At 66.0% G+C, this 24,100-nt stretch carries 28 protein-coding genes and 1 tRNA gene; 23 read left to right on the top strand and 6 right to left on the bottom strand.

Annotation, left to right across the window (positions count from 1 at the left end):
• The first annotated feature begins 29 nt into the window (after positions 1–29).
• The 20 genes from ACX3PH_RS03100 to ACX3PH_RS03005 all read left to right on the top strand — a co-directional run bounded on the left by ACX3PH_RS03100 (position 30) and on the right by ACX3PH_RS03005 (position 15,815).
• Positions 30–461, top strand: coding sequence for a flagellar hook assembly protein FlgD (locus tag ACX3PH_RS03100; RefSeq protein WP_459089272.1), 432 nt, complete (start codon positions 30–32; stop codon positions 459–461).
• Between the two features lie 48 nt (positions 462–509).
• Complete coding sequence (locus ACX3PH_RS03095; RefSeq protein ID WP_459089271.1) at positions 510–1,691, top strand: flagellar hook protein FlgE; 1,182 nt, start codon at positions 510–512, stop codon at positions 1,689–1,691.
• A gap of 286 nt (positions 1,692–1,977) precedes the next feature.
• Positions 1,978–2,307, top strand: coding sequence for a flagellar FlbD family protein (locus ACX3PH_RS03090; protein WP_459089269.1), 330 nt, complete (start codon positions 1,978–1,980; stop codon positions 2,305–2,307).
• Positions 2,307–3,143, top strand: a complete 837-nt coding sequence (locus ACX3PH_RS03085; protein ID WP_459089267.1) for a motility protein A — start codon at positions 2,307–2,309, stop codon at positions 3,141–3,143. The genes ACX3PH_RS03090 and ACX3PH_RS03085 overlap by 1 nt, the downstream gene beginning before the upstream one ends.
• Positions 3,140–3,985, top strand: a complete 846-nt coding sequence (locus ACX3PH_RS03080) for a flagellar motor protein MotB (protein WP_459089265.1) — start codon at positions 3,140–3,142, stop codon at positions 3,983–3,985. Before ACX3PH_RS03085 ends, ACX3PH_RS03080 begins: the two co-directional genes overlap by 4 nt.
• Before the next feature lie 50 nt (positions 3,986–4,035).
• Positions 4,036–4,908 carry a flagellar motor switch protein FliM gene (locus tag ACX3PH_RS03075; protein ID WP_459089263.1) on the top strand — a complete coding sequence of 291 codons (873 nt, stop codon included), beginning with the start codon at positions 4,036–4,038 and terminating at the stop codon, positions 4,906–4,908.
• Positions 4,908–5,618 carry a flagellar motor switch protein FliN gene (gene fliN, locus ACX3PH_RS03070; RefSeq protein WP_459089261.1) on the top strand — a complete coding sequence of 237 codons (711 nt, stop codon included), beginning with the start codon at positions 4,908–4,910 and terminating at the stop codon, positions 5,616–5,618. Before ACX3PH_RS03075 ends, fliN begins: the two co-directional genes overlap by 1 nt.
• Before the next feature lie 15 nt (positions 5,619–5,633).
• Positions 5,634–6,137, top strand: coding sequence for a FliO/MopB family protein (locus ACX3PH_RS03065; RefSeq protein WP_459089259.1), 504 nt, complete (start codon positions 5,634–5,636; stop codon positions 6,135–6,137).
• Positions 6,138–6,139: 2 nt separating this feature from the next.
• Complete coding sequence (gene fliP / locus ACX3PH_RS03060) at positions 6,140–6,976, top strand: flagellar type III secretion system pore protein FliP (RefSeq protein ID WP_459089257.1); 837 nt, start codon at positions 6,140–6,142, stop codon at positions 6,974–6,976.
• Positions 6,976–7,251 (top strand): flagellar biosynthesis protein FliQ, encoded by a 276-nt coding sequence (fliQ, locus tag ACX3PH_RS03055; RefSeq protein WP_459089255.1) that lies wholly within the window; start codon positions 6,976–6,978, stop codon positions 7,249–7,251. The genes fliP and fliQ overlap by 1 nt, the downstream gene beginning before the upstream one ends.
• A gap of 13 nt (positions 7,252–7,264) precedes the next feature.
• Positions 7,265–8,026, top strand: coding sequence for a flagellar biosynthetic protein FliR (locus tag ACX3PH_RS03050; RefSeq protein WP_459089253.1), 762 nt, complete (start codon positions 7,265–7,267; stop codon positions 8,024–8,026).
• Positions 8,023–9,204 (top strand): EscU/YscU/HrcU family type III secretion system export apparatus switch protein, encoded by a 1,182-nt coding sequence (locus ACX3PH_RS03045; protein WP_459089251.1) that lies wholly within the window; start codon positions 8,023–8,025, stop codon positions 9,202–9,204. The genes ACX3PH_RS03050 and ACX3PH_RS03045 overlap by 4 nt, the downstream gene beginning before the upstream one ends.
• A 1-nt stretch (position 9,205) precedes the next feature.
• On the top strand, positions 9,206–11,254 hold the full coding sequence (locus ACX3PH_RS03040; RefSeq protein ID WP_459089249.1) for a flagellar biosynthesis protein FlhA: 2,049 nt from the start codon (positions 9,206–9,208) through the stop codon (positions 11,252–11,254).
• Positions 11,229–12,059, top strand: coding sequence for a hypothetical protein (locus ACX3PH_RS03035; protein ID WP_459089247.1), 831 nt, complete (start codon positions 11,229–11,231; stop codon positions 12,057–12,059). Before ACX3PH_RS03040 ends, ACX3PH_RS03035 begins: the two co-directional genes overlap by 26 nt.
• 179 nt (positions 12,060–12,238) lie before the next feature.
• Positions 12,239–12,484 (top strand): carbon storage regulator CsrA, encoded by a 246-nt coding sequence (gene csrA, locus ACX3PH_RS03030; protein ID WP_459089245.1) that lies wholly within the window; start codon positions 12,239–12,241, stop codon positions 12,482–12,484.
• Between the two features lie 19 nt (positions 12,485–12,503).
• Entirely contained in the window at positions 12,504–12,941 is a 438-nt protein-coding gene (locus tag ACX3PH_RS03025) for a pyrimidine dimer DNA glycosylase/endonuclease V (protein ID WP_459089243.1), read from the top strand.
• A 9-nt stretch (positions 12,942–12,950) separates the two neighbouring features.
• A complete protein-coding gene (locus ACX3PH_RS03020; protein ID WP_459089241.1) occupies positions 12,951–13,448 on the top strand; it encodes a GNAT family N-acetyltransferase in 498 nt (165 codons plus the stop codon).
• 30 nt (positions 13,449–13,478) lie between these two features.
• Positions 13,479–14,048 carry an HhH-GPD-type base excision DNA repair protein gene (locus ACX3PH_RS03015; protein ID WP_459089239.1) on the top strand — a complete coding sequence of 190 codons (570 nt, stop codon included), beginning with the start codon at positions 13,479–13,481 and terminating at the stop codon, positions 14,046–14,048.
• Positions 14,049–14,065: 17 nt separating this feature from the next.
• The gene (locus tag ACX3PH_RS03010) at positions 14,066–14,917 is read left to right on the top strand and encodes a zinc ribbon domain-containing protein (protein WP_459089237.1); all 852 of its coding nucleotides are present in this window, start codon (positions 14,066–14,068) and stop codon (positions 14,915–14,917) included.
• A 70-nt stretch (positions 14,918–14,987) separates the two neighbouring features.
• Positions 14,988–15,815: a DUF72 domain-containing protein gene (locus ACX3PH_RS03005; protein WP_459089235.1), complete on the top strand. Its 828-nt coding sequence runs from the start codon at positions 14,988–14,990 to the stop codon at positions 15,813–15,815.
• Here ACX3PH_RS03005 and ACX3PH_RS03000 read toward each other — a convergent pair.
• The 5 genes from ACX3PH_RS03000 to ACX3PH_RS02980 form a co-directional block, all read right to left on the bottom strand.
• Entirely contained in the window at positions 15,812–16,312 is a 501-nt protein-coding gene (locus ACX3PH_RS03000) for a GNAT family N-acetyltransferase (protein WP_459089233.1), read from the bottom strand. The two genes, ACX3PH_RS03005 and ACX3PH_RS03000, sit on opposite strands and share 4 nt — an antisense overlap.
• Before the next feature lie 19 nt (positions 16,313–16,331).
• Positions 16,332–17,240 (bottom strand): cation diffusion facilitator family transporter, encoded by a 909-nt coding sequence (locus tag ACX3PH_RS02995; protein WP_459089231.1) that lies wholly within the window; start codon positions 17,238–17,240, stop codon positions 16,332–16,334.
• 101 nt (positions 17,241–17,341) lie between these two features.
• The gene (locus ACX3PH_RS02990) at positions 17,342–18,100 is read right to left on the bottom strand and encodes an SGNH/GDSL hydrolase family protein (RefSeq protein WP_459089229.1); all 759 of its coding nucleotides are present in this window, start codon (positions 18,098–18,100) and stop codon (positions 17,342–17,344) included.
• 72 nt (positions 18,101–18,172) lie between these two features.
• Complete coding sequence (locus tag ACX3PH_RS02985; protein ID WP_459089227.1) at positions 18,173–18,619, bottom strand: nitroreductase family deazaflavin-dependent oxidoreductase; 447 nt, start codon at positions 18,617–18,619, stop codon at positions 18,173–18,175.
• 40 nt (positions 18,620–18,659) lie between these two features.
• Positions 18,660–19,064: a MerR family transcriptional regulator gene (locus ACX3PH_RS02980; RefSeq protein ID WP_459089225.1), complete on the bottom strand. Its 405-nt coding sequence runs from the start codon at positions 19,062–19,064 to the stop codon at positions 18,660–18,662.
• Between the two features lie 55 nt (positions 19,065–19,119).
• Between ACX3PH_RS02980 and ACX3PH_RS02975 the strand changes: the two genes are divergently transcribed.
• The 3 genes from ACX3PH_RS02975 to ACX3PH_RS02965 all read left to right on the top strand — a co-directional run bounded on the left by ACX3PH_RS02975 (position 19,120) and on the right by ACX3PH_RS02965 (position 23,981).
• Positions 19,120–20,304, top strand: a complete 1,185-nt coding sequence (locus ACX3PH_RS02975; RefSeq protein WP_459089223.1) for an MFS transporter — start codon at positions 19,120–19,122, stop codon at positions 20,302–20,304.
• An 80-nt stretch (positions 20,305–20,384) separates the two neighbouring features.
• Positions 20,385–22,988: a DUF4062 domain-containing protein gene (locus ACX3PH_RS02970; RefSeq protein ID WP_459089221.1), complete on the top strand. Its 2,604-nt coding sequence runs from the start codon at positions 20,385–20,387 to the stop codon at positions 22,986–22,988.
• A gap of 396 nt (positions 22,989–23,384) precedes the next feature.
• A complete protein-coding gene (locus ACX3PH_RS02965) occupies positions 23,385–23,981 on the top strand; it encodes a class I SAM-dependent methyltransferase (RefSeq protein ID WP_459089219.1) in 597 nt (198 codons plus the stop codon).
• A 21-nt stretch (positions 23,982–24,002) separates the two neighbouring features.
• On the opposite strand, the gene ACX3PH_RS02960 is transcribed toward ACX3PH_RS02965, so the two are convergent.
• Positions 24,003–24,076, bottom strand: a tRNA-Gly gene (locus ACX3PH_RS02960).
• Positions 24,077–24,100: the final 24 nt, after the last annotated feature.

Here is a 24,100-nt window from a genome sequence, read left to right as displayed (position 1 = left end):
ATGAAAGACCACAGGGAAAGGAAGTCGCGATGACCACAGTCGACTCCGTAGTCGGAGCATCACAGGGGACCTACGTCGCCAGTTCGACGCCCACCCGGGCGCCGAAACAGACCATGGACTCCGAGGTGTTCATGTCGTTGCTGGTCGCACAGTTGCGCAACCAGGACCCCAGCTCTCCGATGGACACCAACCAGATGATCTCCCAGACCACGCAGCTGGCGATGATGGAGAAGATGAACGAGCTGGCCGTCACCGGCCAGGAGGACTTCTCCCTGCAGATGCGCATCGCCGCCGCTGCCTTCGTCGGCAAGGACGTCAGCTACACGGATGCCACCGGCGCCACCATTACGGGCGTCGCCAGGTCCGTCTCGTTCGCCGGACCGGTTCCCATGGTCACCATCGACGGGATGGAGATCCCGCTCGACCTCATCTCCGGAATCACCGCCACCTCGGCACCCTGATCACCCCAATTCGCGTTCACCAGCTCTAATCAAACGGAAGGCAGAACAATGCTTCGCTCGCTCTACTCCGGAATCTCCGGTCTTCGCTCGCACCAAACCATGCTCGACGTCACCGGCAACAACATTGCCAACGTCAACACGACCGCGTTCAAGTCGTCCGCCACTCAGTTTCGCGACACCCTGTCGCAGCTGACCCAGGGGGCCGGCGGGCCGCAGGCCCAGGTCGGTGGCACCAACCCGTCGCAGATCGGTCTCGGCGTGCAGGTTGCCGGCATCTCCACCAACTTCGCGCAGGGCTCCGCCCAGGCCACCGGCCGCGCGACCGATATCATGATCTCCGGTGACGGCTTCTTCGTCACCCAACTCGGCGGTGAGACCCTCTACACGCGCGCCGGTTCGTTCGACTTCGATGCGGACGGCCGCTTGGTCGCTCCGGACGGTTCCATCGTCCAGGGCTGGGGCGCCGTCAACGGTGTCGTCACCGAGGGTGGTGCGATCGGCAACATCACGCTTCCGCTGGATGCTGTTGCACCGGCATCCGCCACTGCCAACGCCACCGCCGGTGGGAACCTGCCATCGGACGCCGCTACCGGGACTGTTCTCATGCGCGACGTCGAGGTTTACGACAATGCCGGAGTGGCGCAGACCCTGAGCCTGGAATTCACGAAGACCGCCGCAGGGTGGGATGTCGTCGGAACCGACGAATCAGCCAACACTGACAACACCGCCCTCACCTTCGCAGGAGGAGCAGCGACGACCCTGCCAGCTGACCTCGCCATCACCGTCGGTGGTGTCGCTGTCAACCTGGCCAACATCACCGGCTTCGCCGACCTGACCACGGTGTCCGTCACCAGTCAGGACGGCCGCGACGCCGGAACGCTCGACTCCTTCACCCTGGCCAAGGACGGCACCCTGGTCGGTTCGTTCTCCAACGGAACCTCGGAGGCGATCGGCCGCGTCGTACTGGCCAGTTTCGTCAACCCCGGCGGCCTGGAGAAGGCCGGCTCGTCGTCGTACCGCGCGACCTTCAACTCTGGCAACGCAGCGATCGGTGCACCGGGATCGGACGGCCTGGGCTCGCTTACCAGCGGTGCCCTGGAGATGTCGAACGTCGACCTCTCGCAGGAGTTCACCAACCTGATCGTCGCCCAGCGCGGCTTCCAGGCGAACGCCCGCATCATCACCACCTCCGACGAGGTGCTGCAGGAGCTCACCAACCTGAAGCGCTAATAGTTCTCCTGCGGATCAGAGGGGCGGGCGCATCCGCCTCTCTGATCCCAAATGAAGGAAAAAACCACCGCGGATGCCGTCCTGCCCAACAAGGGTGTGACGAAGACCGGTTTTTTCCTTCATTTGGGATTCGCGCCGGATTCGCGACGGGATGCAGGACGGGGGCCGGGCATTTTCGGGGCTGTGCGGTGTTTCTACGGCGCCTTACACCCGGACTGCGGTAGCCGATAGTACGCACTGAGGGCAGGAAGCCCGAAGTTAGTAGAAGAAAGCCAGGGACGGGCTGATGATTGTTGTGACGCGACTGAACGACAGTCAATTTGCGATCAACCCCGACCTTATCGAGCGCATCCATCAGGCCCCGGACACCACCATCGTGATGGTCGACGGTCGCAAGTACATCGTCACCGAGTCGATGACAGAAGTCATCGAGATGATCGCGGCCTATCGTGCCCGGGTCGTCGCCATGGCCACCCAGATTCCCTCACCGCTACACCAATTGGGTTCCCGTCGGTTGGAGCTTGCGAGTGATGACAGTGACAAGTCAGGCGACGAATTGATGCTCGTCGAGCACGAGCCGGTTCGGCCGACGCCGATCCAGTCACGGAAGAACTGATGGATCCCGCCACAATCATTGGCCTCGCCCTCGCCTTCGGCTCCCTGTTGGCGATGATCATCATGGAGGGCGCCAGCCCGATGTCGGTGCTGATTCCCGCGCCGATGATCCTCGTGTTCGGCGCCACAATCGCCGTAGGCATCGCCAGTGCCACAATCAAAGACTCGATTCATGCTGTCAAGGCACTGCCGCGGGCCTTCCTGGGCAAAGTCTCGAAGCCGCAGGTCATGATCGATCAAATGGTCGCCATCGCAGAGAAAGCGCGAAGCGAGGGACTCCTCAGCCTTGAGCAGGAGGCCGACAATGTGGACGACCCCTTCCTCAAGGGCGCCCTCCAGAGCATTGCCGACGGGATGGATGCCGAGGAACTGACCGTCATCCTCGAAGACAAGATCTCAAGTTACGAGAGCTCGGCGAGGTCGGCGAGCAAGTTCTATGCATCCATGGGCGGGTACGCACCGACGATCGGCATTATCGGAACGGTCGTCTCGCTCACACACGTACTGGAGAACCTGTCCCAGCCCGACGAACTCGGTCACATGATCGCAGCGGCGTTCGTCGCAACCCTGTGGGGGGTGCTCTCGGCCAACTTCATCTGGCTGCCGATCGCCGGACGGCTCGGCCGTTTGGCCGACCTCGACGTCCAGCGGATGACCCTGACCATGGAAGGCATCCTGGCCGTGCAGTCAGGCAGCCAGCCGCGCAACCTCGGTGACCGACTTCAGGCCCTGGTGCCCCACCACGACCAGCCGAAGCCATCCAAGGCTGCCAAGGGTGCCAAGGGTTCGAAAGAGTCGAAAGAGTCCAAGGGTTCCAACGTTGCGGAAGCAGCATGAGCTCCCGGCGTCGGCGCGGCACTAATCACGCGGAAGAGACACACGTCGATGAGAGGTGGCTTGTCTCCTACGCCGACATGATCACGGTGCTGATGTGCCTGTTCATCGTTCTGTTTGCCATGTCGACTGTCGACCAGAAGAAGTACGAGCAGCTGTCTAACTCGCTGGCCACCGGCTTCGGTGCAACGGATGTCGGCGCCATCGACACGGCCGAAGGCGTCGTCGTACCGGAGGAAATGGTCAACGCGACCGACGTCGGCTTCAGCAACCTCGAACTGGCGATCCAGGAGGTCAACCGCCTCACAGAGCTCATGGAGCAGATCGACGCCAGCCTGCAGGCAAAAGGCCTCGCCCACACCGTCGAGTATGAGTTGGATGAGCGTGGCCTCACCGTTCGGCTGATCGGGTCCGAGACCTTTTTCGACAACAACAGCATCAACCTGTCCGGTGTTGCGACCAGCGTGCTCGACTCCGTTGCCCCGGTGCTCGTGTCCAGCACATACCAGGTCAGTGTCGAAGGGCACGCCGACCACCGCCAGGCCGCGTATCCGTTCGCAACCAACTGGGAACTGGCATCCGGGCGCTCAACCCAGGTGCTACGCCGGCTGGTGGAGTGGGGCGGAATGCCGCCCGCACAGATCGCGTCAGTCGGGTACGGTGACGCACGGCCGGTAGCGGAGGGGAGCAGTGCCGCGGAACTGGCGAAGAACCGGCGAGTCGATATCGTCGTGCTGTCCGACCAGCCGGAGACCGTGCGCTCCCTCATCCCGATGGTGATCGAGCGCCATCTGAACGTCCCAGAACAGGGGGTGCGGGAGGCAGATCGCTTACCGCCAGGGTAGCGGGGCCGATAGTCCCTTTCGTGACGGTCCAGGAACAAGCAGTTATTGGTGTGCCCAGGGTGCCGGGACGCACGGTTGAGCTGTACGACTTCCGTCGCCCCACCACCCTCGCCAGGGAGCACTCCCGCGTGCTCGAACTGTCGTTCGAGACGTTCGCCCGCCAATGGGGCACCCAGCTCACCGCCAAGGTGCGCGTCGTATCGCAGGTCACTTGCGAAGAGGTGCTCATGCAGACCTACGACGAGTACGCGACATCGCTGCCGTCGACGACGGCCATGGTGCTCTGCCAGCTCGAGGGTGCGGATGCGAAGGCGGTCATCCAATTCCCGGCAGCTGCTGCCCTCTCCTGGGTCGGTCACATGCTGGGCGGCGCCACCAGCCCCACCCCACCCGAGCGCAAGTTCACCCTGATCGAACAGGCACTGGTCAGGCGCCTCATGGAGGACGCCCTCGAGGACCTGCGCTACTCGCTCGGGCAGATGCTGGTCAACCCGATCTCACTGGATGCCATCCAGTACAACTCGCAGTTCGCCCAGGCAGCCGCGACCGGTGACCTCATGATCGTCTCGACCTACACCGTCAGGGTCGGCGACAACACGACGACAGCAACTCTGGCGATTCCCGCCGACCTGCTGCTCGCCCAACTGGGTGAAGCGAACCCGACCATCACCGCCGACAATGCACGTGAACTGGTCACCGCACAACTCTCGAGGGCACCGGTCGAAGTGTCACTCAGGCTCAACTCGGCCACCGTCAGCCCCGCACGCATCCTCGACCTCGCGGTCGGCGACGTGCTGCACCTTCCCCACCCACAGCACCGTCCACTGGACGTTGCCGTCGAGGGTCAGGCCCTCGCACACGCGGCCGTCGGCTCGAACGGTTCCCGACTGGCCTGCGTCATCGTCAACACCGAGGAGAAATAGTGAAGACCACCACCCTTGACCAGAACGCGGCGGCCGCCGCGGCCCTCGCGTCACTGCTTCCGAGCGCAACCAAGCTGAAGGCCACCATGCTGGACGCTTCGGATGCGCCCACCGTTCCACTGACCGAGGCGGTCGTCGTCTCGTTCGTGGGCGAGACATCCGCTGACCTGGCCGTCGTGCTCACCGACCCGGACGCCATGGCGGTTGCCGCCGGCCCCGACTCGGCGCTGGTCTCCCTCGGCGATGTGCTGCGTCCTGCCCTCGAGGGCGCGGTCGAGAGCCTCGGCTCCGGCGTACTCGGTGACGTTGCGACCCAGGATGCGACCGCACTGTTCGCCGACCCGGACACCGTCGTCTTCGTGCTGGCCGGACGCGGTGCACCGACCGGCTGGTTCGCCATCCGCATCCGCGAGTCGGGTGTCGTCACCGGCGCCACTCCGAAGTCCGACAGCAATGTGACCCACAAGCTCGGCCGCATCAGCAACGTCGAAATGGCCCTCACGGTGGAGATCGGGCGCACCCGCATGTCCATCCGCGACCTGCTGAGCCTCGAACCTGGCGCCGTCATCGAGCTGGACCGTTCGGCCGGAGCACCCGCAGACGTGCTGCTCAACGGCCGGCTGATCGCCCACGGTGAGATCGTGGTCATCGACCAGGACTACGCGGTTCGCATCACCAAGATCCTCGATGTGGCCGACGGCCTCGGCTAGAAGACGCCCAAACACGTGGAAACCATTTATCTCGCACTGCGGGTGCTCCTCTCCCTCGCAGTGGTACTGGCAGCGATCTGGTACGCCCATCGCCGGCTGACCAGGAGCGGGCGCCTCCCGCGCGCGACCAAGGCGGTCAACGTGGTGACCAAGCAGAGCATCGGAGCGAAAGCATCCGTTGTGGTGATGGATGTCGACGGCCAGCGCTTCCTGCTCGGCGTCACAGAGCAATCGGTGACCGTGCTGAACACCAGCGAAACACCGACGGCGGAGCCGGTGCGCGAGCTTGCCCCGGCCCCCAGCATTCCGGCGGCCGTCCCAGGGCTCAGCACCACCCGCCCAAGCGGAGGGGCAGCGTTCGCCAGGGTGCTCTCCGAACTCCAGTCCGAGCCGACCGACCACGCCAAGCCGGCACCGGTCGTGTACCTTCCCGAGCAGCGCACCACCACGCTTGACGGCTCCATCCTGTCGGCAGCGACCTGGAAGCGCACCGCGGCCGCGCTCCGGCGGGCACGATGACCATGGCGGCGAGCCGGGGCATCCGCTCCGGTGGATTCACCCGGGTGCTGGCGCTTGGCGTGCCCACCCTGGTGGTCGCCGCCGCCATCGTCCTCACCACGACCACAGTCGGCTACGCGGCACCCATCGACCCGGCACCGCCGGTCGAACCCGGGCTGCCCGGCAGCGGCGGGCTCAGCATTGACATCAACGGACCGGACGGCGAACCGTCATCCGCCATCGTCACGCTGCTCGGCATCACCCTGCTCTCGGTGGCTCCTGCGCTGCTCCTGATGATGACGTCGTTCACCAAGATCTTCGTGGTGCTGGCCATGACCCGCAACGCGCTCGCCCTGCCCACCATCCCGCCGAACCAGGTGCTGGCCGGGCTCGCGTTGTTCCTGTCGCTGTTCATCATGAGCCCCGTGCTGGGCGACGTGAACGAACTCGGCGTGCAGCCGTACCTCGACGGGACCGTGGATTTCACGAAGGCGATCGACCTGGCATCCGCACCCCTGCGTGAGTTCATGCTGCTGCATACGCGGGAGGAAGACCTCGCACTGATGACCCGCGCCGCCGCGCAGGAGAACCCGGTCAGCCCGGACACCGTCCCGATGCTCACCCTCATCCCGGCGTTCATGATCTCCGAACTGCGGGCGGCCTTCATCATCGGCTTCGTCATCTTCGTACCGTTCCTGGTCATCGACCTGGTCGTCGCCGCGGCGCTGATGTCGATGGGCATGATGATGCTCCCGCCGGTGATGATCTCGCTGCCATTCAAGATCCTGCTCTTCATCCTGGTCGACGGATGGGGCCTCGTCATCACCTCTCTCATCGCCAGTTACGGGGGTGGTGGCTAGTGGATACCAACGCCGTCCTGGACATCGGCCTGCAGGCACTCCTCGTCGCTGGGAAGCTGGCAGCGCCCATCCTGATCACCGCTCTGGTGGTCGGTTTCAGCATTTCGCTGCTCCAGTCGATCACCCAGATCCAGGAGGTGACGCTCGCCTTCGTGCCGAAGGCGGTCGCGGTCGCCCTGGCCCTGTGGATCAGCGGCCACTGGATGATCACCGAGATCGTCACTTTCACCGAGCAACTGTTCGACAAGCTGCCATCTCTCCTCGGCGGCGGATGATGGGCAGTAGCTGATGGAACTCGCGTTCTCGATGGGGTGGATCGAGGCGGTCATGCTCGCGGGGGTGCGCATGACTGCATTCATCTTCATCGCGCCGCCGTTCTCCTACAACGCCTTCCCGGCCCGCATCAAGGCAATGCTCGGCATCGGGCTGGCGCTCGCCGTCTCACCACAGGTCGTCCCCGGCTATGTCGAGCATGAACTCCCCGGATTCCTCGGCGCCCTGGTCATGGAGATCGTGGTCGGCGCCGTGCTCGGCTTCCTGGTGTTCATCGTGTTCGCCGCCGTGCAGTCCGCCGGAAGCATGATCGACCTGTTCGGCGGGTTCCAGATGGCCCAGGGGTTCGACCCGCAGTCGATGATCAACGGCGCCCAGTTCGCCCGCCTTTTCCACATGACAGCCCTCGCACTGCTGTTCGCGTCCGGCGGTTACCAGCTCATCATCGGCGGACTCGCGCGGTCATTCTCCGCCCTTCCCATCGGTGGCGGAATCGACCTCGCCGCTCCGGCTGAGGCGATGGTGCACGGCGTCACGCAAATGTTCCTCGCATCCGTTCAGATCGCCGGCCCATTACTTGTCGTACTCTTCCTCGCCGACGCCGGGCTCGGCCTGCTCACCAGGGTCGCCCCGGCGCTCAACGCATTCGCACTCGGCTTCCCGCTGAAGATCTTCCTCACCGTGACACTGGCCGCCGTCGTCTTCGTGGCCATGCCATCCATCGTCTCCTCCCTCACCGGCGAAGCCGTCGGCCTCCTGACGGGAGGCACCCGATGAGCGAGACCACAGAAGAGCGCACAGAAGAAGCAACCCAGAAGCGGATGAAGGAGGTCCGCGAGAAGGGACAGCTCAGCCGCTCACAGGACCTGACCGCATGGCTCGGCATCGGCGGTGCCGGCGCGATGATGCCGATCACTGTGGAGCGTGCGTCCCAGGCGGGGACCGACCAGATATTCGCGGTCGGGATGATCGCAGCACACCCCGACCCGCTCGTCGCGCTGGAGGCGCTCGGCCAGGGCCTCGCCTCCTTCGTCACCATCCTCGGGCCGTTCTTCATCGTCGTGGTGATCGTGGTGCTCGCCGGTGCTGCCGCGCAGGGTGGCGTGCACCTGAAGAAGTTCACCGGCAAGTACGAGCAATTCAACCTGGTGAATGGCGTCAAGCGGGTGTTCGGCCTGCAGGCGTTGTGGGAGGGCGTGAAGGCACTGCTCAAGACCGCGGTGGTCGGAGGGGTTCTCTACGGTGTTGTCCAGACCATGACCCCGGTGCTGATGTCGGCCGGCGGGCTCTCGGTCGCCAGCCTGCTGGACACCGCGAACGACGGTGTGACGATGCTCCTGCAATCAGCGGTCCTCGCCGGGATCGCCCTCGCCGTCGCCGACTTCTACGTGGTCATGATGCGCAACCGGAAGAAAACCCGGATGACCAAGAAAGAAGTGAAAGACGAGAACAAGAACTCCGACGGCGACCCGCTGATCAAGTCGCAGCGCCGCTCCCGGCAGCTGGCGATGAGCCGCAACCGGATGATCGCCGCCGTCGCCGGTGCGGACGTCGTCATGGTCAACCCCACGCATTTCGCCGTGGCCATCAAGTATGAGCCGGGCAAGTCGGCACCCCGCATCGTGGCGAAGGGGGCAGGTCAGATCGCTGCGCGCATCCGCGAACAGGCGGAGACTGACAAGGTTCCGATCGTCAAGGACATCCCGCTCACCCGGGCGCTGCACTCCGCCTGCGAGCTCGGCGACGAGATCCCGGCCGAGCTTTACACCGCGGTCGCCAGGGTGCTCGCCTTCGTCATGTCGCTGAAGGCGCGCGGCAGGGCGACCGGTGGCGTGCACACCGGTCCGGATGCCGATCGTCCACCTGTCCATTACGACGCCACCCCGGTGCGCCACAAGAACCGCCGCCGGGATCCCGCTCTCGAAACCACACCGTCCAACCCCGGAGGTCACTGACATGGGTCGCAATCTCAGCAAGTTCGCCGTGCCGATGGGAGTCGTCGGCATCATCATGCTGCTCGTCGTTCCGGTGCCGGCCGGCGTCCTCGACGTGCTCATCATCGTCAACATCATGCTGGCGCTGGTGATCCTACTCACCACCATGTTCGTGAAGAAGCCGCTCGACTTCTCCGTCTTCCCGTCACTGCTCCTGGTGGCGACGCTGTTCCGCCTCGGCCTCAACGTGGCATCCACCCGACTGGTGCTCGGTGACGCCTACGCGGGTCAGGTGATCGAGGCCCTCGGGCATGTCGCCATCAACGGGTCGATGATCATCGGTGCGGTCATCTTCCTGATCCTGGTGGTCATCCACTTCGTCGTCGTGACGAAGGGTGCCGAGCGCGTCGCCGAGGTCGGCGCGCGGTTCACCCTCGACGCCATGCCGGGCAAGCAGATGGCCATCGATGCCGACCTGAACGCCGGCCTGATCACGGATGTGCAGGCTCGCGAGCGCCGCGCCGAAGTGTCGGCCGAAGCCGACTTCTACGGCGCGATGGACGGTGCATCGAAGTTCGTCAAGGGTGACGCCATCGCCGGAATCATCATCATCATCATCAACATCGTCGGCGGGATCGCGATCGGCATCCTGCAACGCGGCATGGAGGTCGGCGAGGCGCTCGACACCTACGCGCTGCTGACCATCGGCGACGGCCTGGTCACGCAGATCCCGGCACTGCTGATGGCGGTGGCCACCGGAATGATCGTGACCCGGTCGAACGCGGAATCCGACATGGGCTCGACCGCATCCGCTCAGCTCAGCCAGTCGCGGGTCGCGTTGACCATCGCCGGCGTTGCTGCACTCATCATGGGGCTCATCCCGGGCATGCCGCTGTTCCCCTTCCTCCTGGTCGGGTCGTTCCTGATCATTGCGGGGCTGCGGATCAAGGCTGCCGAGGCTCGGCGTCAGGCCAGCGACGATGCGGCTGCGGAGCAGGAGAACGCGCCCAAGGCTGAGACCACCGAAGACCTCATCGAGCAGATGCGGGTGCACGCGCTGGAGATCCTGCTCGCCCCCAACCTGGTCGACATCGTGTCCGACGCATCCGACGACCTGCTGGCCAGGGTGCGTTCGCTCCGCCGCAAGATCGCCATGGAACTGGGCGTCGTTGTGCCGCCGGTGCGCACGCGTGACAGCGTCGAACTGCCGTACTCGACTTACGTCATCCGCATCGCCGGTGTCGAAGCCGGCAGGGGTGTCGCGCCGGCCGGGAAGGTGCTGGCCCTCGGCGATAACCTCGACACTCTCCCCGGGTCGACAACCGTGGAACCCGTCTTCGGCCTGGCCGGCAAGTGGATCCCCAGCGAGATGCGGCACAGCGCGGAACTGACCGGCGCGACCGTCATCGACCGGGTCTCGGTGGTCGTCACCCACCTGTCATCGATCATCACCGCCAACGCTGCGCGGCTGCTCTCCCGTGAGGACGTTCGCGTTCTCACCGAGGGCGTCAAACAGGTCAGCCCGTCGGCCGTCGACGAATTGGTGCCCGGCCTCCTCACCCTGGCCGAGGTGCAGCGCGTGCTCCAGGGGCTGCTCAGCGAGCAGGTGCCGATCAACGACCTGCCGCGCATCTACGAGGCGCTGGCGCTGCGGGCGAAGATGTCCACCGATCCGGAGGGTCTCGTCGAGGCGGCACGGCAGGCGCTCGGACCGGCACTCACGTCGAAACACGTCGACGGCCAGCTGCTGCGGGTGATCATGATCGACCCGCTGCTGGAGCAGTCCATGCTGGAGGGGATGCGCCCGTCGGAGCTGGGAACGCAGATCCTCATGGACCAGTCCGGAATCGAAGGTGTCCTGGCGTCGCTGAAGGACTCGGTCGAGCGCGTCGAGGCGGCGGGCAACTCGGCGGTGCTGGTGTGCGCACCGGCGTTGCGGCCGGCCATCCGGCGCCTGGTCTCGGCCCAGAACGACGGGCTGCCGGTACTGTCATATCAGGAGGTCACCTCAGCGCAGGTGAACATCGAAACCGTAGGGGTGGTTCGTGTCGCCGAGTCGATTTCAGCTTGAGGGTGCCTCCCTCGCCGAAGTGACGGCGAGGGCGCAGGCCGAGTACGGGCCGAAGGCGAAGATCATCGCGGCCGAGGCCGTAACCACCGGGGGCATCTCCGGGTTCTTCGCCCAGCGGCACTACGAGGTGACGATCGAGGTTCCGGATGACACGGCGCAGGATGCGCACGAGTTCGACCTCCCGGCGCGGGCCGGTATCGCGGCGCTGCTCGACGATGCCGACAGTGCCGAGATCGGCCTGGTCACGGAGTCGGCCAAGCCGAGCCTGTCGACCGAGTCGGTCGATTTCAGGGCGATCATGGCTGACCTCACTGTGAACACCGTTCGCCCGCTGCCTCAGCCCGTCGCATCCGCTGGGCCGGCAACGCTCACCGGCGCAGGCGATCTGGTCGTGATCGTCGGGCTGGCCGGGGACGCGCTGCGGATCGCCCGCACCATGGCGGTGGGGGAGAGCGCACTGCGGGTCGCTGGAGACGTGTACGAACCGAGTGTTGGGCGGGTCGATGACCGCCGATCGTTGCTCGGTGCCAGGGCCACGGGTGTGGAGGGCGGCCACAGTGTCATGGTGGCGTTCGGGTTCGGTTCGGCCGGGTTCGACTTCGGCAAGACGGAGGCGTTGCGCCGACTGCACGCCGATCAGGTGTTTGTCGTCGTCGACGCCTCACGGAAGCAGTCGGACACCGAGAGGTGGGTCGGCGCGGTGAAGGCCGCGGTGACGGTGGACGGCATGATCGCGTTCGGGCGAGAGCTGACGGCGACGCCCGAATCGGTGGCCGAGCTCGGGCTGCCGGTGCGCTGGGTGTAGCTGCCCGCATCCGCATCCCCGCCGTACCGCTCTCCCGCTTGTGTCGCCTCGGACGGTGTTTCTTTCCGCCACCCGCATCCGCCCCTCCGTTTCTGCGGCGGGTCACACGAAAGTCCGTCGATCGCGACATGGGTGCGCGCAGATGGGCGCCTCTAGGGTGGGGCCGGTAGGCTGAACCGGTGCTGGTGCTTACGCGGAAGCCGGGGGAGAGAATCCTCATCGGCGATGACATCGTGGTGACGATCCTCGATGTGCGCGGCGACGGCATCCGCGTCGGGATCGACGCCCCGCGTGGGGTTCGCATTCAGCGCGAGGAGATCGTGCGCCAGGTCGGCGAGTCGAACGTCGCGGCCGCGCAGGCACCCGCCGAGGCGGAGGCTCAGATCAAGGCCGCGCTCGGGATCACCCCGCCCCCACTCGAGTAGTCGCGCATAGGATCGCCGGATGAGACTCTGGTCGGTGCATCCGCGGTACCTCGACCGGCAGGGGCTCACCGCTTGCTGGCGCGAGGCGCTGCTCGCTCAGGCTGTGGTCGAACACACCAGCGGCGGCTACAGCAACCATCCGCAGTTGGAGCGGTTCCGAGCCACCGATGACCCGCTGGCAGCGATCGGCGCGTATCTGCGCGGTGTCGCAGCCGAGGCGGATGCTCGGGGCTACCGCTTCACGAAGACGAAGATCCTCCGCGGCGATGAGGTGCAACCCATCCGGCTGGCGAACGGACAGCTCGACTACGAGTGGGGTTACCTGCTGGCCAAGCTCGCCATGCGCAGCCTCGATCGGTACCACGCGTTCGCCGACCTGGTGACGCCGGAGCCGCATCCGCTCTTCGTCATTGTCCCGGGCGGCATCGAAAGCTGGGAACGTCCGAAATCCCTCTAGCCTGAATTTATGCCCTTCAGTCCGTTGCCGTTCTCGCTCCAGACCGACCGTCTCACGCTACAGCTCTGGGAGGAGTCGGATGCCGCCGGCTACCGCGAACTGGTTGGCGAGCGCGGCGACTCCAAGCCGACCCTCGAGGAGGCGATCGATGAGATCAAGGGCGCGCGGGCATCCGCCCCTGGCCGCGGCATCCACCTTCTGACCCTGCGGCTGAAGGGCACCGAGGAGTTCCTCGGCTACTGCGGGCTGGTCATCGGCCGGGCAAGCCTCGAGGAGCCGGAGATCGCCTACGAGTTGCTCCGCAGCGCACACGGCCACGGGTACGCGACAGAGGCCGCAGCGGCGGTCGTCGACGCGGCCGCCGCGACGGGCAGGGCACGGTTGTGGTCTACCGTGCGCACCTGGAATGCCCCCTCCTTCCGGGTGCTGGAGAAGATCGGCTTCGCACGAGACCATTCCACAACCGACGAGAAGGGCGAGATCGTCTGGTTGACCCGCAACCTGTAGTGCCGCGGCATCCGGTGGCAGGATGAACCTATGGACCTCCACATCACCGACGACCCGGCCGCAGACACGCTGCTCTCTGAGAGCCCTCTCGCGCTCCTGATCGGGATGCTGCTCGACCAGCAGGTGACGATGGAGAGCGCCTTCGCCGGCCCCGCGAAGATCCGCGATCGCGTGGGCTCGCTGGATGCCGCCACCATCGCCGACTACGATCCGGATGCCCTGGTCGAGGTCTTCAAGCAGACACCCGCCGTGCACCGCTTCCCCGGCTCGATGGCCGGCCGGGTGCAGTCGGTGTGCGCTGCCGTGCGCGACGACTGGGCGGGCGATGCCGCGGCGATCTGGACTCAGGGAAATCCGGATGGCGGCGAAATTCTCCGCCGGCTGAAGGCACTGCCGGGCTTCGGCGAGCAGAAGGCGAAGATCTTCCTGGCGCTGCTGGGCAAGCAGGGTGGGCTGGATGCTCCCGGCTGGCGGGAGGCATCCGCCCCCTACGGCGAGGAGGGTGCCTTCCGCTCGGTGGCCGACATCGTCGACCCCGGCTCCTTGGCGAAGGTGCGCGAGACGAAGAAGGCGGCGAAGGCCGCAGCCAAGCAGAAGTAGACGCGGGGGAGGGACTGATGGCCAAGGCTGACCCGCTGGCCGCCGCCGCGACCGAACTGTACGCACTGCCCCTCGACGAGTTCACGAAGGCGCGAAACGCGAAGGCGGCGGATGCCCGTGACGGCGGCGACCGGGAACTGGCCGACCGCATCCGCCAGCTGAAGAAGCCGACGGTGTCGGCGTGGGCGGTCAACATGCTGTCGCGCCACCGTTCCGAGGAGGTGGGGCAGCTGCTCGAACTGGGTGCTGCGCTGCGGGAGGCGCAGAGCGGGCTGGATGCCGATGAACTTCGGGCGCTCGGCAAGCAGCGACAGCAGTTGATCTCCGCGGTAGTGAAGCAGGCGCGCACGCTGGCGGCGGAGTTGGGCGGCACTCTGGCCGCGGCCGCGGCCGATGAGGTGGGCCAGACGCTGCAAGCTGCGTTGGCTGACCCGAATGCGGCCGACGCGGTCACGGCCGGCGTGCTGACTGGACCGCTGCTGGCCTCGGGATGGGGCTCAGTCGATGTCGATAGTTCGGTCGCAGTGCCGTCGCGCGCCGGGCGCACGGCCAAGGTCACAGATATCTCCGAGCGGCAACGCGCGAAGGCGAAGCGGCGATTGACGGACGCTGAGGAGGCGCTCGAGAAACGCGAATCCGAGGCCGAGAACCTGGACGAGAAACTCGACCAACTGCGCCCGGGGCGGAAGGAACTTGAAGGGGAGGTCGCCGACCTTCAGGAGCGCATCGCCGCCCTGCAGAAGCAGCTGGCCGCCCTGGACCGCGAGCGCGACTCCCTCAAGCGGCAACGGGAGAAGGTGGCCTCTGCGGTGGGGGATGCCGCGCTGGAGGTCGACGAGGCGGCGGCAGAGCTGAAGCGGCTGACCTGAGTCGCGTCGCGTAGCGAAACGGAAGCGACAGGAGAGTCAGCTCCGGGCGAAGGCGGTTAGCGTCGGTGGCGTGAACGAGCATCCGGTCGCCCGCGTCGGCATCTCCGGCTGGCGGTACGCTCCGTGGCGCGGCGACTTCTACCCGAAGGGCCTTCCGCAGCGGCGTGAGCTCGAGTTCGCCTCCCGGCAACTCGACACCATCGAGCTCAACGGCACGTTCTACTCCCTGCAGCGCCCGGAGTACTTCGCCGCCTGGCGCGATGAGACTCCCGACGATTTCGTTTTCTCAGTGAAGGGCGGCCGCTTCATCACCCACCTGCTCCGCCTCAAGAATGTGCACACGGCGCTCGCCAATTTCTACGCATCGGGGGCGTTGGCGCTCGGCCCGAAGCTCGGACCGTTCCTCTGGCAGCTTCCCGAGAAGCTCACCTTCGATGCCGAGCTGGTCGACCAGTTCCTGGAGCAGTTGCCAAGATCGACGAATGCCGCGGTGCGCCTCGCGCAGGACCACGACGAGCGGCTGGATCGCCGCGAATTCGTGAAGACGGATGCCGACCGCCCCCTCCGGCACGCGCTCGAGGTGCGCAGCCACAGCTTCGACACCCCGGAATTCTTCGCCATCCTGGAACGCCACAACGTGGCATCCGTCGTCGCGGACACCGCCGGGAAGTGGCCGCGGCTGACCCGCCAGACCGCCGACTTCTCCTACGCCCGGCTGCACGGCGAGAAGGTGCTCTACGAGAGCGGCTACGACGATGAGGCGATCGACCGGTGGGCTCAGACGGTGCGTGGCTGGCTGGCATCCGGTCGCGATTCGTACGTGTACTTCGACAACGACATCAAGGTGCGGGCGCCATACGATGCCATGGCGCTGGCGAAACGGCTGGCGGAGGGCTAGGAATTCAGCCCGAGGTCCAGCTTGTAGCCGACGTGCGAGGCGACGAAGCCGAGCCGGTCGTAGAACCGGTGGGCGTCCGTTCGCGACGAATCAGAGGTCAGCTGCACGAGTCCGACGTTGCGCCGTTTCCCCTCGGCGATCGCCCAGTGCATCATGGCGCCGCCGAGTCCGTTGCTCCGATGGTCGGAACGCACCCGCACGGCCTCGATCTGCAGTCGAGTCGAACCCGCTCGGGATAGGCCGGGGATGAACGACAACTGCATGATGGCGACGACCCCTTCTGCATCGTCGGTGGCGACGACCAGCAGCTGCGCGGCATCCGCGTCGACACGGCGGAAGCCCTGCAGGTAGGCGTCCCGCGATTCCGGTGCAATAGTCTCGATCGCCGCGCGCCGGGTGTCTTCGACGAGAAGGCTGACGATCGACTCGACGTCCGAAGCGGTCGCCTTGCGCAGCAGGTAACGGTTGTCGACGAGTGGGGTGGGGAGGGCTTGCACGACCCTAATTCTCACATGACTAGTCGTGCGCCGCGTGCTCGTGCGGGTGGCTGTCCTCCGACTCCAGCTGGAAGGTGGAGTGCTCGATGCTCAGCTCGAAGTGGTCGGCGACGCAGGCCTGCAGGTCGGCCAGCATCGTGGAGGCGTGACCATCGTGGAAGCACTCCTCGGTGACGACAACGTGGGCGCTGAGAGTCGGCAGTCCGGTGGCGATCTGCGAGGCGTGCAGGTCGTGCACCGACACGACGTGCGGCACGCGCAGGATGTGCTCGCGCACCTCGTCGAGGTCGAGACCACGGGGTGCGGCCTCCAGCAGCACATGCGAGGTCTCGCGCAGCAGCAGGAGCGCGCGCGGGATGATGAACGCGCTGATCAGCATGGCGGCGATGGCATCCGCCCCGGTCCACCCGGTGACTGCGATGACGATCGCGCTGATGATGACCGCGACCGAGCCGAGGGCATCCACCACCACCTCGAGGAAGGCGGCGCGCAGGTTCAGGTTCGCGGACCTGCTCGAGTTCAGCACCGCGATGGCGGCAAGGTTGCCGGCCAGGCCGATGACCCCGAAGATCAGCAGGCCGGTCGGCGAAACCTCCGGCGGCGAGGAGAGGCGGATGATGCCCTCAACCAGCGCATAGACTCCGACGGCCAACAGGATGGCGGCCTGGGTGGTGGCGGCGAGCACCTCGGTGCGTCGCAGACCCCAGGTGTAGCGCGAGTTGGGTGGGCGCAGCGAGAGGGACGCCGCCATCAACGCGAGCAGCAGCCCGCCCGCATCGGTGAGCATGTGTGCAGCGTCGACCAGCAGGGCGAGGCTTCCGGTGAGGATGGCGCCGATGATTTCGGCGACGAGGATGACGGCGGTGATGCCGAACGCGATGGCCAGTCTCGTGCGGTGCGTTTGCCGGACCGAGTGGGTGTGCGTCATCCGTTGTCCTTGTGCGAAGCCGCGGCGAGGAGTCTCCGCGGAGTGCAGCAACTCGAGCAGTTCGGCTCGGTCGCTATCTAACGATGATAGCCGCGGTGCACTTACGCCTCGGGCAGCTCGACGGGCTGCAGCGTCGCGATCTTCGGCTCGCGGTTGTCGCCAGACGACCGCCCGGTGAGCCGCCGCCCGATCCACGGCAGTACGTATTGGCGCCAGTAGGCGGCGCTGCGCATCCTCGGCTCCTCGGTGTCCGGGTCGTGGCCAGGCTGCGGGATGGGCAGCCCGAGCGCTTCGAGCACATTGCTGGCCGCCCTGGCGTGCCCGCGGGAGTTCAGGTGGATCTTGTCCGCCGACCAGTACCTCAGGTCGCCGAGTTCGGCATCCGCCCAGTTGTCGACGAAGGTCACGTTCTCTTTCGGCAGGTGGTCGCGGATGCCCTGCGCCAGTTGCTCTCCGCGGGCCTGCACCATCGCGCCCAGCGGCATGTGGGCCGACGGGTTGGCACCGCTGGCCAGCACGACGTGAATTCCCTCGGCGGCTGCGCGGTCGACGGCCTCAAGCAGCTGGTCGGCGACGCGTGTGATGGCGACGCGCGGGCGGAGGATGTCGTTGCCGCCGCCGTTGATGCTGAGCAGCGAAGGCTTCAACGCGAGCGCGGCATCGAGCTGTTCGTCGATGATCGGCGCGAGAAGCCGGCCGCGAATGGCGAGGTTCGCGTACAACACCGGTTCCCGGGACGCGTAGGCGAGCCCGACCGCGACCAGGTCTGCCCAGCCGCGCACACGCCCGTCGGGAAGCTCGTCCCCGACCCCCTCGGTGAAGCTGTCACCGATGGCGACGTAGCTGGAGAATGTGTGCACGAAGAAAGTCCATCACACTCAACTGAACGGTTACGGTTCTCAGAAACCGTGCCGTGTCATGACGCCGGTGGGTCAGGTAGCGTCGACGACCGGTGTGAGCACGAACACCGGAATCTCGCGCTCCGTCTTCTGCTGGTAGTCCGCGTAATTCGGGAACGCCGCGACAGCCCGCTCCCACCACACCGGCTTCTCGTCGCCTTCGACCAGGCGTGCCGTGTAGTCACCGCGTGCCGGCCCGTCTTGCAGTTCGACATTCGGATTCTTGAGCAGGTTGAAATACCAGACCGGATGCTTCGGAGCGCCACCCTGGGACGCGACCAGCGCATACTCGCCGCCGTGTTCGACGCGCATGAGCGGTGTCTTGCGCAGCTTGCCGCTTTTCGCACCCACGGTGGTCAGCAGCACGACGGGCATCCCGCGCAGGGTGGTTCCCTCAGTTCCGCCCGAGCTCTCGTAGAGTTCCGCCTGATCGCGGGCCCAGCCGGAAGTGCTCGGTGCGTATTCTCCTTGTAGTGGCATGGTAGTTACAACCTATCGGCTCCTGCGATATTCCAGAGGGCTAGGTGGAATCCGGTCCGAGCACCAGGCGGGCGTCGCCCAGCATTTCGGCGTGACGCGTGCGCGCAAGGAAATTCCGCATGGTGTCGCGGCTGCGACTCAAGCAGTCAATCTTCGATTCGAGTGACGACAGTTCAGCGGTCAGGGTCTCGGCGAGATTGCGTGTGCAGGTGCGGGCGAGTTCCCCGCCTTCGACACCGTCCATCCCGATCAGCAGGTGGATCAGCTTGGTGGGAAGCCCGGACGAGATGAGTCCGCGAACCAGGTCAACGACTTCGGCGGCGGTATCGGGGTAGTCGCGGTACCCGTTGGGACTGCGTTTCGAGGTGAGCAGCCCTTGCTCTTCGTAGTACCGCAGCATCCGGGTCGGCACGCCTGTTCGTCGCGAGAGTTCGCCGATTCTCATCATTACCGCCCAACCGCTTGACCTTCACATTGATGTCAAAGTTTAGCGTGAAGCCATGACTGAAGCCACTGTTGCGCGCCCGGTCGCGGCGACGATGCGATCTCCCTGGTTCGCGCTCCTCACGCTGGCCTTCGGCGTCTTCGCGACCGTCACCGTCGAGATGATTCCGGCAGGGCTGCTTCCGGCCATGAGCGCAGAATTCTCGGTGTCGGCATCCGCCATCGGATTGCTGCTCTCGTTCTGGGCGGTCACCATCATCGTCGTCAGCCTGCCGGTGATCCACCTCACCGCGCGGGTGGACCGCCGCACCATCCTCGTCGTAGCGCTCGCCGTAATGGCGGCCGCGAACGCCGTGACTGCGATAGCCCCGACCTACGAAATCGCTGTAGCGTCCCGCGTGGTCGCAGCTGTCGGGCACGGGGCGTTCTGGTCGATCGTGATGGTATACGCGACGTCGCTGGTCGCGCCCAGCGTCTCGGGTCGCACCGTCGCCATCGTCAGTGCCGGAGCGTCCGCGGCGACGGTCGCTGGAATACCACTCGGTACTCTCATCGGCCAGGTCGCGGACTGGCGGGTCGTGTTCGGGGCCCTGGCTGTCGCGCTCGGGTTGATCGCCGCGGTCATCCAGCGTCGACTCCCGCGCTCTGCCGGAGTCGTCGCCCGCAGCGGAAGGCGCATCGACGGGTCGATCTGGGTGGTTCTCGCTGCGGCGATGGCCTGCACCTTCACGGCAGCGGCAAGCTTCACCCTGTTCACGTATGTCTCGCCCTACCTGACGGATGCTGCCGGGCTCGACCCGAAGTGGATCAGCGCGCTCCTCCTGCTCTTCGGGGCCGCCGGAATCGCCGGTTTGGCGGTCGCCGCGGTCACCGCGGATCGCTGGCCGGTGGCCTCGCTCGTCACGATGACGGGTGCTTTCGCGCTGGCGCTCGCGGCTCTGGGCGTGGCGCCGGAAAGCACACCGGTCGTCGTGGCGGCGATTGCGGTGTGGGGATTCAGCATCGGTGGCCTCCCCGCGATGCTGCAGGCTCGGATGCTCGGGGTGGCGTCCCCGGCATTGCGTGGGGCGGCCAGCGCCTTGATGGTGGTGTTCTTCAACGGCGGTATCGCTGCTGGTGCGACACTCGGTGGGGTGCTTGAGGGGTTCATCGGGCTGACCGGTGCCGCTCTGGTCGCGAGTGTCCTGGCGGGTCTCGCCGTGGCATCCGTCATCGCATCGCGGCTGGTTGCCGGACGCTGAGAGTGGAAGGCTCGACAACGCCGGAGCCGCAGCGCAATTAAATATGGACCTGACGCGCGGATCGGCGCAGAATCTACCTCATGAACCCCACCCCGGGTGTCATACGCACGCCCGACCAGCGCATTCGGGTTTTCATCAGCTCCACCCTGAGGGAGTTGGCGCCCGAACGCAGGGTGACGCGCGCCGCGGTGGAGCGGCTGCACCTCGCTCCGGTGATGTTCGAGTTGGGTGCCCGGCCGCATCCGCCGCGCGAACTGTATCGCGCCTACCTCCAGCAGAGTGATGTGTTCGTTGGGATCTATGGCGACAGCTACGGCTGGGTGGCCCCGGATGAGGTGGTGTCCGGCCTGGAGGACGAGTACAACCTTGCCGGGTCGCTGCCCAAGCTCATCTACATCCGCGAATCGGCCAGTGCCCGGGAGGACCGGCTTTCCGAGCTGTTGTCGCGCGTGCGGGACGACGACCGGGCGTCGTTCAAGCACTTCTCAACCCCGCAGGAGTTGCGCAGGCTGATCGAAGCGGATCTGGCCATCCTGCTGGCCGAACGCTTCGACCAGAGCCGCCCTGTGTTGGCATCCGAACCGCCATCTCCCCGTGCGGTGCAGTCACCCATCCCGGCGTCGCTGACCGAGCTGATCGGCCGCGACGGCGAGCTGGCCACCGTGGAGAGGCTGCTTCGGCGGGATCCGGTGCGGCTGGTCACCCTGATCGGGCCGGGCGGCATCGGGAAGAGCCGGGTGGCCACGGCGGTCGCCTACCGGGAGCGTGAGCGCGGCGAGCGTGAGGTGGTGTTCGTGGACCTCACCCCGGTGCAGGATCCGGCGCTGGTCCCCAACCTCATTGCCCAGGCGCTCGGGGTGCTCGACACCGGCGATGAAGCGGTGATTGACAAGTTGAAGACGGCGCTGAAAGATCGCAGCGCACTGATCGTCGTCGACAACTTCGAGCAGGTGCTGCCGGCGGCGCCGATCCTCACGGCGCTGCTGGCGAGCGCACCGGGGGTGAAGTTCCTGGTCACCAGCCGCACACTGCTCCGGGTGTCGGGGGAGCACGCTGTCGAGATCGGGCCGCTCGAACTTCCGGGTGACGGCGACGCAGCGAAGCCGGGTGCGGTGTCGGCATCCGTCGCCCTCTTCGTCGAGCGGGCCTGCGCGGTGAAGCCGGACTTCGAATTGAACTCGGTGAACGCTGCAGCCGTCGCCGCGATCTGCGTGGCGCTCGACGGGGTGCCGTTGGCGCTCGAATTGGCCGCGGCGCGCATCCGGATGCTCACGCCACAGTCGATGCTCTCCAGGCTGGACAAGCGTCTCGCCCTGCTGGCCGGCGGTGCACGCGACCTGCCGGTGCGGCAGCAGACGCTGCGCAGCACCATCGAGTGGAGCACGCAGCTGCTGGAGCGCGACGAGAAACGACTGCTCGCACGGCTGGGCGTCTTCTCCGGAGGGTTCTCGCTGGAGGCCCTGGAGGCGGTGGCGTCGGGCGACGATGGGGCGGATGCGATGACGGCGCTGGGCATGCTCGTCGACAACAGCCTGGTGCGGGAGCAGGATCGCGGGGGCCAGCCGTACTTCTCGATGCTCGCCACGGTGCGCGAGTATGCGCTGGAACAGTTGGGGGAGTCCGGGGCGCTCGCCGCGACTCGGGCGGCGCACGCCGCGTACTTCTCGAGGCTGGCCAAGTCGCTGGAGCTGGACCTCGAGAGCGCGGGCCTGCGTGACGCGATCGAGCTGCTCAATGTCGACCGGGACAACCTGCGGGCTGCGGCCCGCTACTACCTGGACTCCGGCGATTACGAGGCGCTCGCCGAGTTCACCTGGACACTGCTCATCTACTGGTGGGTCGGTGGGCTGCTGGGCGAGGTTCGCGGGTGGATGGAGGATGTACTGGCAGCGGAAGGGGCTGTGCTGCCGGATCGCACCAAGGCGATCGCGCTGTACTTCACCCGGTCGATCAGGTTGTGGCACGACTCGACCGAGTCGGTGGCGCCCGGGCTCACGGAGTGCGTCGAGCTTTTCCAACGGGTGGGAGATCGGCAGGGGGAGGGGATGGCGCTCATCTTCCTCGGCCTCGCCGGGCTGGCGGAGAAGCCACCGGACCCGGAGCGCGCGACGCGAACGCTGGAAGAGAGCCTTGACGTGCTGAGGAGTATCGGCGACGACTGGGGTGAGGCCATGGCGCTGGTCACGCTCGGTCGGGTGTCGCTGATGAGGCGAGCCCTGCATGAGGCGATCAACCAGTTCGAGGCCAGTCTCGCCCTCGCCCGTGCTCGGAGGGACGATCTGGGAACGGCGATTGCGCTCCACCACCTGGGCTGGGCGACGATGGTGAAGGGGGACCGGGCGGATGCTCGGAAGCTGTTTGAGGAGAGCCTCGCCACCGCGGCGCGGCTCGGGCATGCCGAGGGTGTCGCCTACGGGCTGGAGGGGCTCACCGCCATAGCGGCCGCCGAGCGGGATGTCGGTCGCGCCGGCCGGCTGCTGCGAGCATCCGAAGCCTTGCGGAACCAGACCGGCCTGCACTCGGCGACCCGGTTCTCGTTCCATGAGCACTATTTGGCACCGATCCTCGCCGGGGAGGACGCCGAAGAGTTGCAGCGCGTGCGCACCGAGGGTGGCGAGGTGTCGATCGAGGAAGCGGTACGGTTCGCGCTGGGTGGCGTTGCGCAGGACGTGGTCACGCAATAGCGCTGCTTGTACCTCTGAGTGGTCAAGTGCACACTCAAGCATGACAAGTTTGGGAGAACGGAATCCGGAAGGCCATGCTGCGGCTCGCAGAAACCGGCCTTGTGCTGGCAACACCCGAACCACACGCAACTCGGTACCGGGCAAACCGCGCGCACGCTTCTTGATCAAGTGGCACGACGCCACGGCGAAGAGAAGGGTGATGAGCGACACCAGGAGGATGTCGAAACAGGTAGTCAGCCGCCTCGCGGACCGTGAGCGCTGATGAGCGTAGATGAAACACCGCATTCCTTCACCTGACAAACGGGTCCATTGCCGGAGCAACCAACGGCTGCTCCTTAGCCCTATGCGAGGAGCAGCGCGACGGCTGGGTCATGCCAGCCAAATAGCCTTGATCGAGTGGAGATCAAAGTGCGGAGCGCATATTCAGCGCGGGCAGCGGAGTATGCCGAACGTCTCGGAACGATGACGGCCGTGCATCCCTCAGACCGTCAGCTCGTGGACAGTTGGGGGCAATCAGTCGTCGGACCCGTAATTGATGCTGGATGCGGGCCAGGGCATTGGACGAACTACCTTTCGGAGAACGGTGTTGACGTCGAGGGTGTCGACATCGTGCCCGAGTTCATCGCTCACGCTCGCGCGCAGTTCCCAGGAGTGCGGTTTCGGACTGGAAGCGTCGATGAGCTTGGGGCGCCGAATGCTGCCCTGGGTGGGATCTTGTCTTGGTATTCGCTGATCCACCAGCCGCCCGAGACTGTGGTCGTGTCTCTGACTGAGTTTGCCCGGGTCATAAAGCCGGGAGGCACGTTGCTCCTTGGTTTCTTCGAGGGCTCGTCACTCGAAACATTTGCGCACGCTGTGGTGACCGCCTACCGCTGGCCAGTGGCCGAGCTGGGCAGGGAGCTTGAAAGCGTTGGGTTCGAGATTATCGAAACACACACCCGAACAGGTCCCGGCTACCGTCCGCACGGCGCACTCCTTGTTCGGCGCACATAAGATCCGGTTGTTCGCAAGGATTGGAGCGGATGACGGGAATCGAACCCGCGCTATCAGCTTGGGAAGCTGAAGTTCTGCCATTGAACTACATCCGCGCATCCGGCGGACCGGACCAATCA

This window comes from Homoserinimonas sp. A520, assembly GCF_054489245.1.
The sequence above is the reverse complement of the archived record's forward strand: the minus strand, read 5'-3'. Positions and strand labels throughout refer to the sequence as shown.

Excerpts from the sequence above, each read along its gene's own strand:
- ACX3PH_RS02985 (WP_459089227.1), bottom strand. The coding sequence starts at position 18,619 with ATGCCACTACAAGGAGAATACGCACCGAGCACTTCCGGCTGGGCCCGC.
- ACX3PH_RS03045 (WP_459089251.1), top strand. The coding sequence starts at position 8,023 with ATGAGCGAGACCACAGAAGAGCGCACAGAAGAAGCAACCCAGAAGCGG.
- ACX3PH_RS02980 (WP_459089225.1), bottom strand. The coding sequence starts at position 19,064 with ATGAGAATCGGCGAACTCTCGCGACGAACAGGCGTGCCGACCCGGATG.
- ACX3PH_RS03080 (WP_459089265.1), top strand. The coding sequence starts at position 3,140 with ATGAGCTCCCGGCGTCGGCGCGGCACTAATCACGCGGAAGAGACACAC.
- ACX3PH_RS03100 (WP_459089272.1), top strand. The coding sequence starts at position 30 with ATGACCACAGTCGACTCCGTAGTCGGAGCATCACAGGGGACCTACGTC.
- ACX3PH_RS03085 (WP_459089267.1), top strand. The coding sequence starts at position 2,307 with ATGGATCCCGCCACAATCATTGGCCTCGCCCTCGCCTTCGGCTCCCTG.
- ACX3PH_RS03040 (WP_459089249.1), top strand. The coding sequence starts at position 9,206 with ATGGGTCGCAATCTCAGCAAGTTCGCCGTGCCGATGGGAGTCGTCGGC.
- ACX3PH_RS03090 (WP_459089269.1), top strand. The coding sequence starts at position 1,978 with ATGATTGTTGTGACGCGACTGAACGACAGTCAATTTGCGATCAACCCC.
- ACX3PH_RS03015 (WP_459089239.1), top strand. The coding sequence starts at position 13,479 with ATGGACCTCCACATCACCGACGACCCGGCCGCAGACACGCTGCTCTCT.
- ACX3PH_RS03095 (WP_459089271.1), top strand. The coding sequence starts at position 510 with ATGCTTCGCTCGCTCTACTCCGGAATCTCCGGTCTTCGCTCGCACCAA.
- ACX3PH_RS03050 (WP_459089253.1), top strand. The coding sequence starts at position 7,265 with ATGGAACTCGCGTTCTCGATGGGGTGGATCGAGGCGGTCATGCTCGCG.
- fliP (WP_459089257.1), top strand. The coding sequence starts at position 6,140 with ATGGCGGCGAGCCGGGGCATCCGCTCCGGTGGATTCACCCGGGTGCTG.
- ACX3PH_RS02995 (WP_459089231.1), bottom strand. The coding sequence starts at position 17,240 with ATGACGCACACCCACTCGGTCCGGCAAACGCACCGCACGAGACTGGCC.
- ACX3PH_RS03010 (WP_459089237.1), top strand. The coding sequence starts at position 14,066 with ATGGCCAAGGCTGACCCGCTGGCCGCCGCCGCGACCGAACTGTACGCA.
- ACX3PH_RS03020 (WP_459089241.1), top strand. The coding sequence starts at position 12,951 with ATGCCCTTCAGTCCGTTGCCGTTCTCGCTCCAGACCGACCGTCTCACG.
- ACX3PH_RS03025 (WP_459089243.1), top strand. The coding sequence starts at position 12,504 with ATGAGACTCTGGTCGGTGCATCCGCGGTACCTCGACCGGCAGGGGCTC.
- ACX3PH_RS02970 (WP_459089221.1), top strand. The coding sequence starts at position 20,385 with ATGAACCCCACCCCGGGTGTCATACGCACGCCCGACCAGCGCATTCGG.
- ACX3PH_RS02975 (WP_459089223.1), top strand. The coding sequence starts at position 19,120 with ATGACTGAAGCCACTGTTGCGCGCCCGGTCGCGGCGACGATGCGATCT.